Below are 11,598 nucleotides of genomic sequence, written 5' to 3'. Positions count from 1 at the left end.
GCCATGCTCGATCCCGTTTTGAACACCGCGAACCTGTCCCGCGATGACCTACTGCGCATGCGCCACCAAGAGGCTGGCTGCTTCAATGACCTGCCTGCCCACGTCTGGCCACGCAATGCCAAGCGTGCGGAGGACGGTTCGGTGTCCATCGCGGGTGTCAAGCTTTCAGACATCGTCGCGGAATACGGCACTCCTGTCATGGTCGTGGATGAGGAGGACTTCCGTTCCCGCTGCCGCGACATGGCGCAGGCGTACCTCGAGCCGAAGAACGTCCACTATGCCTCTAAAGCGTTTTTGACCACGCGCATTGCCCGCTGGGTGGAAGAGGAAGGTCTCTCCCTCGACGTGGCTAGTGAGAATGAGCTGCTCATCGCGCTGGCTGCGGATTTTCCCGCGGAGCGCATCACCGTACACGGCAACAATAAGTCCGAATCCTTCCTGCGTACCTGCGTCACCCGTGGTGTGGGGCACGTGGGGGTGGATTCCCACCAGGAACTGGACACCCTGGACCGTATCGCCGGTGAGGAGGGCGTTGCCCAGGACGTGTTCATCCGCGTGAAGCCCGGCGTGGAAGCGCACACGCACGAGTTCATTGCCACCAGCCACGAGGACCAGAAATTCGGCTTGTCGCTGGTGTCCGGCTCGGCTTTCCGTGCCGTGCAGACAGCCCACAATGCTGCGAACCTTAAGCTCACTGGCCTGCACTGCCACGTGGGCTCCCAGGTCTTCGACGCAGAGGGCTTCAAGCTGGCCGCATCTCGCGTGCTGGGGCTGTACGCCAAGATCTACCGTGAGCTGGGTTTGCAGCTAGATTACCTCGACCTCGGCGGTGGCTACGGCATTGCCTACACCGTGGATGAGCAGCCGCTTGACGTGCAGGCTGTAGCAAAGGATTTGCTGCGCGCCGTTGAGGATGCGGCAGGGGAGTTGGGCATCACTCCGCCGACCGTCATCGTGGAACCCGGCCGCGCGATTGCGGGCCCGGCAGCCGTCACGGTGTACTCCGTGGGCACCGTCAAGGACGTCCATGTGACCGATGATGCAACGCGTCGATACATCGCTGTGGACGGTGGGATGAGCGATAATATTCGCACCGCTTTGTACGGTGCGGAGTATGACGCGCGAGTGGTCAATCGTCTCACTGAGGGTGTGCCTCACGCGACGCGCCTTGTTGGTTCCCACTGCGAATCCGGCGACATCCTGATCAATAACGCCCTCTGGCCAGACGATATTGCGCCGGGGGATCTGATCGCTCTCGCCGCGACCGGAGCGTACTGCTACTCCATGGCTTCCAACTACAACTGCTTCGGTCGCCCTGCCGTAGTCAGTGTGAAGGAAGGCACCGTGACACCCATGGTGCGCCGAGAGACAGTAGAAGACATACTCGCTAGGGAGTCTTTGTAAACTCTTAGGGCATTGCTGTCCACCAGTCCATCGTTTCAACGACACAGGAGAACCATGACTGCGCTAAGCGCCGAAGGCAGGAACGGAAACTACCCAGGCAAAGGCATTGGGCAACCAGTTGGAGTTGCTCTGCTTGGTATGGGCACCGTGGGTACAGAGGTCTTGCGTCTGATTAATGATTTCTCTGCCAACCTGGAAAACCGCATCGGTGGTCCGATTGCTGTCCGTGGCGTGGCCGTGTCTGACTTGAACAAGAAGCGCCCGGTGCTGGATAACTTCCCGGATATCACGGTCACGGACAATGCCCGCGAACTCATTGACCGCGACGATGTTGACGTTGTGGTTGAGGTCATCGGTGGCATCGATTACCCGCGTGAGCTGGTGCTCACCGCACTGAAGGCCGGCAAGTCTGTGGTCACCGCGAACAAGGCCCTCATCGCTGCGCATGCGGATGAGCTGTCGGATGCTGCGAATGAGGCCGGCGTGGACCTCTACTACGAGGCAGCCGTTGCGGCAGCCATTCCCGTCGTGGGCATGCTGCGTCGCTCCCTGGCTGGTGACCAGGTGCAGCGAATCTCCGGCATTGTGAACGGCACGACCAACTTCATCCTTGACGCCATGGCTTCCACCGGCATGGGCTACGACGAGGCGCTGGCTGAGGCGACCCGCCTGGGTTACGCGGAAGCTGACCCGACCGCGGATGTGGAGGGCCACGATGCTGCATCCAAGGCTGCGATCCTCGCTTCTATGGGCTTCCACACCCGCGTGACCTACGACGATGTTCACGCTGAGGGCATCACCAACATCACCGCCGAAGACATCGAAGCAGCAAAGGCCGCTGGCTTCACCATCAAGCTGCTCGCTATTTGTGAGAGGCTTATCGACGACGCGGGGGTCACCTCCGTCTCCGCTCGCGTGCACCCGACGTTGGTGCCGAATGAGCACCCGCTGGCGAGCGTCGATAAGTCTTACAACGCTGTCTTCGTGGAAGCGGAAGCCGCTGGCCGTCTCATGTTTTACGGCAATGGCGCGGGTGGTGCTCCCACCGCGTCCGCTGTGCTTGGTGACCTGGTCGGTGCAGCCCGCAACAAGATCCACGGTGGTCGTGCTCCGGCTGAGAACCCGTACGCGAACTACCCGGTGGCTGATTTCGGTGATGTGCCGACGCGCTACCACATTGACATGTCCGTGGCTGACCGCCCGGGCGTGCTGGCTGAGATTTCCCGCCGCTTCGCCGCGCAGGATATTTCCATCTCCGCTGTGCGCCAGGAAGAATCCGGTGAGCATTCCCGACTCATCGTGGTGACCCACTCCTCGCTAGAGCGCAAGCTCGCCGGCATCGTTGACGAGCTGCGTGAGATTGAAGAGGTCAAGGCGATCAACTCTGTGATCCGCCTCGACTCTTAAGCCCCACTGAGCACTCCTCAGCCGCGTTAACCGGAAGGACTTTTCGTGAGCATTGACCTTGAAGTGGGCCTGCGCGCCCGCGTCACCGTGCCTGGCAGTACCGCCAACTTGGGCCCCGGCTTTGACACCCTCGGTCTTGCCGTAGGTATCTACGACACGGTGGAAGTGGAAGTCACGGCGTCTGGCCTTGATGTGGAGATTTTCGGCGAGGGTGCCAATGACCTGCCGCGTGATGCCTCTCACCTCGTGGTCAAGGCGATCAGCTCCGGCTTGCACGCCGCTGATGCTCATGCACCGGGACTGAAGGTGACATGCACCAATAACATCCCGCAGTCCCGCGGCCTGGGTTCTTCCGCCTCCGCCGCTGTTGCCGGCGTCATCGCTGCCAACACCCTGGCAGGCAGCCCACTGAGCACCGATGACGTGATTCAGCTCAGTTCTGCCTTCGAGGGCCACCCGGATAACGCTGCGGCCAGCGTCGTCGGTGGGGCAGTGGTGTCCTGGACTGACATCCCTGTCGATGGTGTGTCTCAGCCGGTTTACCGCGCTGTGCCCTTGACCGTGCACCCGGACATCAAGGCCACCGCGCTGGTGCCTAACTTCCACGCGTCGACGAACGCCGTGCGCAAGGTACTACCATCGCATGTCACGCATACCGACGCGCGCTTTAACGTCTCCCGCACCGCCGTGATGACGGTGGCAATTCAGACCCACCCAGAATTCCTCTGGGAGGGCACCCGCGATCGCCTGCACCAGCCGTACCGTGCGGACGTTCTACCGGTCACGGCTGAGTGGGTCAACCGCCTGCGCAACCGTGGCTATGCCGCATTCTTGTCCGGTGCTGGACCCACCGCGATGGTGCTGTCCACGGAGCCGATTGACCCGAAGATCCTCGAATCCGCGCGTGAGGATGGCCTCCGTGTGCTCGAGCTCGACATCGCTGGGCCGGCGACGGCGGAGCTGCTTCGTTCTTAGACGCTAGGCCTTCGACGTCGGCTTAGTCGTCGTCCTGGTCCGGGTCGGGCACCGGAATGGTGTCTTCGCCGGTGTCATCCGCGTCCGCTGCTTCGGCTGCGGGCGCGGTTTCATTGTCTGGACGTGTACCGGGGCCGGGGAGAGCGATGATGTCGAATTCGTCCTTGGCTAGGTGTTCGCGCAGGTCGATTTTGTCGAATTTGCCCACGGAGGTTTTGTCGATGGAGGCGACGAACGTCCAGTACTCCGGCGCCATCCACGTGGGCAGCTCCTGCTGGAGGTCCTGGCGGAGCTTCTTCGCTAGGTCGATTGACGGTGTGACATCGGAATGCAGAACCGTGACTGCCAGGGGGCGCTCACCCCACTTCTTGTCCGGGTAGCCGATGACGGCGCACTCAACAACCTCGTCCGCTTCCATGATGAGGTTTTCCAACTGGGCGGAGTAGATCCACTCGCCGCCGGAACGGATGACATCGCGGGAGCGGTCATACAACGTCATAAACCCGTCGGAGGTCACCGTGCCAACATCGCCGGTGCGGAGCCAGCCGTCGGCAGTGAAGAACTCGTCGTCTTCTGTGACTTCTTTGCCGCGGAAGACCGAGGCGTACTCCTGGGTCTCCGCGTTGGTGGGGTGGTAGTAAGCAGCAGCAACCATGTTGCCGCGAACTTGGATCTCACCATCGCTACGGTCAGAACCGGAGACGATCTGGCCATCATTGACCACGCGGTAATCCAGCCAGGGCGCGAACCGTCCCTGGGACACGCGGTAGGCCCAGCGGCGCTCACCGCCAGCACCTGAAGGCGGGCGGGCCACTGTGCCCACGGTGGAGGTTTCCGTCATTCCCCAGACGTGGACCACGTCCACACCGTAGCGTTCCTCCCACACCTTGATCAGGGCTGGTGGGGCAGGGGAGCCACCGACGTAAAGTTCCGTGAGCGACATACGCTCCGGCGGGTTGTGCAGGTAGTAGACCATGAGCTGAATCCACAGGGTGGGCACACCGTGGGCCACGCGCGGGTGAGTGCCAGCGATGAGCTTGGCCAAGGTCGGTGCAGACACATCCGAATCCGGCAGCACCAGCGGGGTGCCCGCCAGAAATGCGGTGAAGGGCACACCCCAGCTGAGCACGTGGTAGATCGGGATGCAGCACAGGAAAGACTCGCCGTGAGTAATGGCAAGCGAGTCTGTTGCCCGCAGGCTCATCGCGGTCAGCCAGATAGAGCGGTGGGAATACGCCACGCCCTTCGGGGCACCCGTCGTAGCCGTCGAATAGCAAATTGCTGCCGCGGTGTTTTCGGGTAGTTCGGGCCAATCGTAGAGGGTTGATTGCCCGTCGAGAAGCGCCTCGTAGCTGCGCACGGACATTGAATCCGGCAACTCTTCCGCGAGTGGCGCGACGGGTTTCGTCCCAGTGAAACAGACAACCCGCACCTTCGGGCACTTCGGCAAAATACGCGCGAGCTTTGGCGTCAGGCGTGGATCCGCAACCAGAACCTCCATCTCGGAGTGGTTGATGATGTAGGTGATCTGGTCCTCCAGCAGCTGCATATTCAGAGGCACGAAGACCGAACCTTTCGCGGCGACGGAGAACATCACCTCCAAATGCTCCGCGCAGTTGTACATGAACGTGCCCACGCGCTGGTCCCCGTCAATCCCCAAAATGTCATTGAGCGCGTGAGCAAACGCGGCGGCGCGGGACCCGATAGCCCCGAACGTGGTTTCCTCCGCGGTGCCCGTGCGCCACGTGGTCACCTTCGTCGTGGAGTGCACTGAGGAGCCGTATCTTAAAATTCGTCCGACGGAAAAGGGCACTTCCTGCATGGTGGCGAGCATGCCCACAACTCTAGCGCGACCCTTTTGCGCGGGGCATTCCACCGCACCGTTGAAATGTGGTCTACAATGACCAACATAGATCGCGACCGTGGTGGATCTTCACATGGTCAGGGGCGTATTCTCATTTGTCTGCGCCGCGCCGCATCCACCAAATCTTTAAAACCGTACCGTGTTCATCCACGGAGATGCGTTTGTGCGAGTCCGATCTAACGTGCATCACCTTCTTTGATACTGGCCCGTCGCGCTATGCGTTGTGCACCATCAGCCGAGAAGGCAGGGGACGTTTACGCCGCGCGAAAATGCACGCGCTGGACGACATGATGAAAGGACATCCGTGACTGATACGGGTAATGCCGCGAGCCAAGACCTCGCATCACTGAAGCTGCCGGAGCTGCGCAAGATCGCAGCCGAAAAAGGCCTTCGGGGGACCTCAGCCCTACGCAAGGGTGAATTGATTCAGGCCATCACCACCGGTTCTGTGCCGCAGCGCGCACGTCAGCGTGCCAGCGAGCAGGCCGCCGCTGAGAACACGCCGGCACAAGAGGGCCGTGCGAAGAAGTCTCAAGAGCAGGCAAAACAGCCTGATCAGAAGGAACAGAAGGAGCAGGGCCAGGAGAAGGACGACCAGCGTTATGAGTCGCGCTCCGCTGCCCGCCGCGCCCGCCGGAACCGTGCCAAGCACGCTGAGCAGGGAGACAACTCCGAGAGCTCCTCGCGTAACGACGATCGCTCGGACCGCGACGACCGCTCAGACCGTGGCAACCGCGATAACCGCGACAACAATGACGATCATGGCTCTGACCGCGACGGTCGTGACAACCGGGATAACCGCGGTGGTCGGAACAACCGTGACAACCGCGATGGTGACGGCAATGGTCGCCGTGGCCGCCGCGGTCGCCGTAACCGCCGCAACCGGGACAACCACAACGGTGGTGGCAATAACAACCACAACAATGGCCAGGACTTCGATCCGGAGGATCTGCAGGAAGTCGCTGGCATCGTGGACATCGTGGACAACAATGCAGCGTTCGTTCGCACCACCGGTTACCGGGCGAACCAGGCTGACGTGTTCATCAACAACAACCTGGTGCGCCGCTGTGGCCTGCGCGCCGGTGATGCGGTGATTGGGCAGGTTCGTGCCAACGGCCAGAGCCATTCCCACGGCAGTGGGCGTAACCGCCAGCGCTACAACCAGCTGGTGCGTGTGGATTCCATCAACGGCATGAGCGTGGAGGACGCGAAGCAGCGCCCCGAGTTCCACAAGCTCACGCCGCTGTACCCGAACCAGCGTCTGCGCCTGGAAACGGAGCCGAACATTCTGACCACGCGCGTGATCGACCTGGTCATGCCGATTGGTAAGGGCCAGCGTGCACTCATCGTCTCCCCGCCGAAGGCTGGTAAGACGACGATTTTGCAGAACATTGCTAATGCAATCGCGCAGAACAACCCGGAGTGCTACCTCATGGTTGTGCTCGTGGATGAGCGCCCGGAGGAAGTCACGGACATGCAGCGCTCCGTCAAGGGGGAGGTCATTGCCTCCACCTTCGACCGCCCGCCGAGCGAGCACACCGCTGTTGCGGAACTCGCGATCGAGCGCGCCAAGCGCTTGGTTGAGATGGGTCAAGACGTTGTGGTCCTGCTGGATTCCATCACCCGCCTGGGCCGTGCGTACAACAACTCCTCGCCGGCATCGGGTCGCATCCTGTCTGGTGGTGTGGACTCGAACGCGCTGTACCCGCCGAAGCGTTTCCTGGGTGCCGCCCGCAATATCGAGGACGGTGGCTCGCTGACCATCATCGCCACGGCGATGGTGGAGACCGGTTCTGCTGGTGACACGGTGATCTTCGAGGAGTTCAAGGGCACCGGTAACGCGGAGCTCAAGCTCGACCGCAAGATCGCGGAGCGTCGCGTGTTCCCGGCTGTGGACGTCAACCCATCCGGTACCCGAAAGGACGAGCTGCTGCTCGCCCCGGAGGAAGTCCGCGTCATGCACAAGCTGCGTCGCATCCTCTCCGCACTGGACCCGCAGGCCGCGATTGATCTGCTGATCAAGCAGCTGAAGAAGACCAAGACGAACGGTGAGTTCCTCGTTGGTGTCGCGCAGTCGGCGCCGATGGCCGCTGATGTGGACACGGAGGAGTACCAGTAAATGGCCGGATCACACGTATCGCTCGTTGATGACTATGTGTCTGAATACCAGGGCATCCAAGCCCAGATGTCAGACCCAGAGGTTGTCGGCGACCAGGACTTGTTCCGCAAGCTGTCCAAGCGCTATGCGCAGCTGCAGCCGATCATCAACGTGAACAATGACCTCAACCAGGCCCGAGAGGACCATGAGGCCGCCAAAGAAATGGCCGCCGAGGACAAGGAATTCGCTGAAGAGGCAACCCGCCTTGAAAGTGAGATTGTCCGCCTGGAGGAGGAGCTGGCCGATCTGCTGGCTCCACGCGATGAGCATGATCCGGATGACGTGATCATGGAGATCAAAGCCGGCGCCGGTGGGGAAGAGGCTGCGCTGTTCGCAGCCGATCTTGCCCGCATGTACCAGAAGTACGCCGAGAAGCACGGGTTGAGCTGGGATGTCTTGGATGTCTCCGAGTCTGATCTCGGTGGCGTGAAGGACATGACGGTGTCTGTGACCATGAAGAACCCGTCGCGTGATGGCGCATGGTCCATGCTGAAGTTCGAGGGTGGCGTGCACCGTGTGCAGCGCATCCCCGTGACTGAATCGCAGGGCCGCATTCAGACGTCCGCGGCTGGCGTCTACGTCTTCCCGGAGACCGAAGAGGTCGGTGACGTTCAGATCGATGAGAAGGACCTTCGTATCGACGTTTACCGTTCGTCCGGTAAGGGCGGCCAGGGCGTCAACACGACGGACTCTGCTGTGCGTATCACCCACTTGCCCACGGGCATTGTGGTGACCTGTCAGAAGGAGCGTTCGCAGATTCAAAACCGTGCGCGCGCAATGCAAGTTCTGCAGGCACGCCTCGAGCAGATCGAGCGTGAGAAGGCAGAGGCAGAAGCTGCTGAGGGCCGTGCTTCGCAAGTACGCAACATGGACCGCTCGGAACGCATCCGCACCTACAACTGGCCGGAGAATCGCATTTCGGATCACCGCATCGGGTTTAAAGCCAACAACCTTGACTCGGTGCTCGATGGCAATATGGATGACCTGATCACGGCTCTTCAGACGCATGAGCGCCAAGAACGACTCGAGGCGGAGCACTAGTTCAGTGCGCTGGAACTCACCCGAGCTCGCATCGCTTATCGACGATGCCCGGCGCCGCTTCACCCACGCCGGTATCGCATCCCCCGACGTGGACGCGACTTTGATCGCGGCGGCGTTGCTAGGGGAGTCATCCCATTTGGCCTTGCGCTTTTATTCCCCGGACCAGATCCCAGATACCTTCACGGCTGAGTTTCACGAAGCCGTGAAGCGACGAGAGAAGCGCGAGCCCCTGCAGCACATCATTGGCTCTGCGCCCTTTGGTGTCTTGGATCTCACCGTCGGGCCGGGAGTGTTCATTCCACGCCCGGAAACGGAAGTGCTCGCCGAATGGGCAGTGACAGAGTTTGAAAAGCTCAGTGAGACCCATGAGTACCACTCGGCTGAGTCCATCATCGTGGACCTGGGCACTGGTTCGGGTGCCTTGGCGATCTACATTGATCAGCGTGTGCAAGCTGATGAAGTGATCGGCGTGGATCTTTCGCCCGTCGCTGTTGCTGCTGCGCAAGAGAATGCACGCGAGCATGGCTCAGCTGTACGTGTCATCGAGGGCGATATGACAGACCCAGAGCTGCTCAGTGAGTATTCCGGGCGCGTTGCCATGGTGGTGTCCAACCCGCCGTATGTGCCTTTTGTCCCGCAGGAAGCAGGACTGTTTCCTGCGGAGATCTACCATGATCCGGAAACAGCAGTGTTCTCTGGCACAGACGGCATGGATGCCATTCGTGGACTCATTCCCGTGGCAGCACGATTGCTCATGCCGGGTGGGCTGCTGGGGATTGAGCATGATGATTCGACGGCGGCGGTGACGCGAGAACTCGTCGAAAAGCAGGGCTGCTTTGAACACGTTCGCAACCTACAAGACCTCACTGGACGGGACAGGTTTGTCACCGCGAGTAAGGTACAACCCTAAAGGAGGATCACCGCCGATGCCGAGCAGAGTGTATGACTGCCTGGACCCACAGGGCCGCAAGAAAGGGATTGAAGCCGCAGCAGCCGCCGTTAAGGCTGGTCAATGTGTGGTGCTGCCCACCGATACCGTGTATGGAATTGGTGCGGACGCATTCAACCCGGATGCCTGCGCCAAGTTGCTAGCCACGAAGCGACGTGGACCGGACATGCCGATTCCGGTGCTCGTGGGCTCGTGGACCACGATTCAGGGTCTGGTGCGTGAATTCACGGACACCGCGAAAACCCTCGTCGAGGCGTTCTGGCCAGGTGGCCTGTCCATCGTGGTGCCGGAAGCTCCGTCCCTGCCATGGAACTTGGGTGATACCCGCGGCACCGTCCTTCTGCGTATGCCGCTGCAGCCGGTTGCTATTGAGCTGCTGCGTGAAGTCGGCCCGATGGCTGTGTCGAGCGCGAACATCTCCGGCCAGCCACCCGCTGTTACCGCCGTTGGCGCGCGCAACCAATTTGGTGAAGCCGTGCAGACGTACCTTGACGGCGGCCAAGCGGAGGTGGGGGAGCCCTCCACCATCATTGATATTTCCGGACCTCGTCCTGTGATTCTGCGTGAAGGTGCTATCTCCCCGGAACGCATTGGTGAAGTGCTGGGCATTGACCCGGAGGATCTGCGGCGGAAGGACCGCTAACCTATGACGGGAACTGGCGTCCCCCTGCGCGAGCTGGGTTTGGTCATTCTGGTCGCGGCCGTGATCACCTACCTGGCTACTGGACCTGTGCGCTCCTATCTCGTGCGCACCGGCCGTGTCGCAGAGATCCGTGCGCGTGATGTACACACGCAACCCACCCCAAGTTTGGGTGGCGTGGCCATGTTCACGGGCTTCTTATCCGGTGTCTTCCTAGCGTTGCAACTGCCTGCGCTCACCCGCGGTTTCGCCCCCGTCACACCTGAGATGACAGCGGTTGTCGTGGGTGCCTTCCTCATCGTGGTCGTGGGCATTATTGACGATCTCTATGAACTCGGCGCGTTAGCCAAATTCGCTGGGCAGGTGTTGGCGGCCCTTACTGTCTCCGTGATGGGCCTGTCCTACAACATCATTTTTTTGCCTATCGACGGTGGCACCACCCTCATCCTCGACCGCACCCAGGGCATCATCCTGTCCACGCTCATCACAGTGACCTTGGTGAATGCCTTCAACTTTGTCGACGGTATCGATGGGTTGTGCGCCGGGCTGGGGCTTATCGCCGGTGGCGCGATCTTGCTGTTTTCTCTGACGCTGCTCCATGACCAAGGTGGGGCAGTCTCCGCCTACCCGCCTGCAATCATCTGCGCCGGCATGGTGGGAATGTGTGCAGGCATCCTGCCACACAACTTTGAACCCGCCCGAATATTCATGGGGGATACCGGCGCCATGCTCATTGGTCTGCTGCTGTCCGCCGCTTCCATTTCGGCTTCCGGCAAGATCAACATGGCCCTGTACGGCACGGCAGACTTCGTCGCTTTGATCAGCCCCTTCATTGTTGTCCTCGCGGCGATTGCACTACCGGTGGCTGATCTCATCATGGCGGTAGTTAGGCGTGTCTCCCAGGGGAAAAGCCCCTTTTCGGCCGACCGGCAGCACATCCACCACCGGTTGCTTGCCCTCGGTCACACTCACCGTCGCACGGTCCTAGTGCTGTACATGTGGGTGTCCGCCATTGGCTTTGGTGCGGTGAGCTTCTCCATCATTCCCGCGCGCTACGCCGCCATGGTGCTCATCGTGGCGGTTGTGCTTGCAGCAGCCGCCACGGCTGTGCCAGTGCTTCAGGGCAAGATCGGCCCCGTCAGTCCAGATAGGTAGAATCT

Annotated in this window: 9 protein-coding genes; 8 read left to right on the top strand and 1 reads right to left on the bottom strand. The window is 61.0% G+C overall.

The window, feature by feature from the left end:
- The first annotated feature begins 57 nt into the window (after positions 1 to 57).
- From lysA to thrB, 3 genes are read left to right on the top strand one after another with little or no spacing between them, the layout of a single operon-like run.
- Positions 58 to 1,404 (top strand): diaminopimelate decarboxylase, encoded by a 1,347-nt coding sequence (gene lysA / locus QP968_RS03400; protein ID WP_284855111.1) that lies wholly within the window; start codon positions 58 to 60, stop codon positions 1,402 to 1,404.
- Positions 1,405 to 1,458: 54 nt separating this feature from the next.
- Positions 1,459 to 2,811 (top strand): homoserine dehydrogenase, encoded by a 1,353-nt coding sequence (locus QP968_RS03395; RefSeq protein WP_284855019.1) that lies wholly within the window; start codon positions 1,459 to 1,461, stop codon positions 2,809 to 2,811.
- Between the two features lie 45 nt (positions 2,812 to 2,856).
- Positions 2,857 to 3,786, top strand: a complete 930-nt coding sequence (gene thrB / locus QP968_RS03390; protein ID WP_284855018.1) for a homoserine kinase — start codon at positions 2,857 to 2,859, stop codon at positions 3,784 to 3,786.
- Positions 3,787 to 3,808: 22 nt separating this feature from the next.
- Here the strand turns inward: thrB and QP968_RS03385 are convergent, their stop codons facing one another.
- On the bottom strand, positions 3,809 to 5,620 hold the full coding sequence (locus QP968_RS03385; protein ID WP_284855017.1) for a long-chain fatty-acid--CoA ligase: 1,812 nt from the start codon (positions 5,618 to 5,620) through the stop codon (positions 3,809 to 3,811).
- Positions 5,621 to 5,954: 334 nt separating this feature from the next.
- Between QP968_RS03385 and rho the strand changes: the two genes are divergently transcribed.
- From rho to QP968_RS03360, 5 genes are read left to right on the top strand one after another with little or no spacing between them, the layout of a single operon-like run.
- Positions 5,955 to 7,769: a transcription termination factor Rho gene (gene rho, locus QP968_RS03380; RefSeq protein ID WP_284855016.1), complete on the top strand. Its 1,815-nt coding sequence runs from the start codon at positions 5,955 to 5,957 to the stop codon at positions 7,767 to 7,769.
- On the top strand, positions 7,770 to 8,849 hold the full coding sequence (prfA, locus tag QP968_RS03375; RefSeq protein WP_284855015.1) for a peptide chain release factor 1: 1,080 nt from the start codon (positions 7,770 to 7,772) through the stop codon (positions 8,847 to 8,849).
- Entirely contained in the window at positions 8,815 to 9,759 is a 945-nt protein-coding gene (gene prmC / locus QP968_RS03370; RefSeq protein WP_502870904.1) for a peptide chain release factor N(5)-glutamine methyltransferase, read from the top strand. The genes prfA and prmC overlap by 35 nt, the downstream gene beginning before the upstream one ends.
- Positions 9,760 to 9,775: 16 nt before the next feature.
- Complete coding sequence (locus QP968_RS03365) at positions 9,776 to 10,441, top strand: L-threonylcarbamoyladenylate synthase (protein ID WP_284855013.1); 666 nt, start codon at positions 9,776 to 9,778, stop codon at positions 10,439 to 10,441.
- Between the two features lie 3 nt (positions 10,442 to 10,444).
- The gene (locus QP968_RS03360; protein WP_284855012.1) at positions 10,445 to 11,593 is read left to right on the top strand and encodes an MraY family glycosyltransferase; all 1,149 of its coding nucleotides are present in this window, start codon (positions 10,445 to 10,447) and stop codon (positions 11,591 to 11,593) included.
- Positions 11,594 to 11,598 lie beyond the last annotated feature (5 nt).

The organism is Corynebacterium sp. MSK041 (assembly GCF_030232265.1).
In the GTDB taxonomy this organism is placed as follows: Bacteria; Actinomycetota; Actinomycetes; order Mycobacteriales; family Mycobacteriaceae; genus Corynebacterium.
This window is presented reverse-complemented; position numbering and strand designations above follow the sequence as displayed.

Coding starts and splice junctions, on each gene's coding strand:
- lysA (WP_284855111.1), top strand. CDS start 58: ATGCGCCACCAAGAGGCTGGCTGCTTCAATGACCTGCCTGCCCACGTC.
- QP968_RS03395 (WP_284855019.1), top strand. CDS start 1,459: ATGACTGCGCTAAGCGCCGAAGGCAGGAACGGAAACTACCCAGGCAAA.
- QP968_RS03385 (WP_284855017.1), bottom strand. CDS start 5,620: ATGCTCGCCACCATGCAGGAAGTGCCCTTTTCCGTCGGACGAATTTTA.
- prfA (WP_284855015.1), top strand. CDS start 7,770: ATGGCCGGATCACACGTATCGCTCGTTGATGACTATGTGTCTGAATAC.
- prmC (WP_502870904.1), top strand. CDS start 8,815: ATGAGCGCCAAGAACGACTCGAGGCGGAGCACTAGTTCAGTGCGCTGG.
- QP968_RS03365 (WP_284855013.1), top strand. CDS start 9,776: ATGCCGAGCAGAGTGTATGACTGCCTGGACCCACAGGGCCGCAAGAAA.
- QP968_RS03360 (WP_284855012.1), top strand. CDS start 10,445: ATGACGGGAACTGGCGTCCCCCTGCGCGAGCTGGGTTTGGTCATTCTG.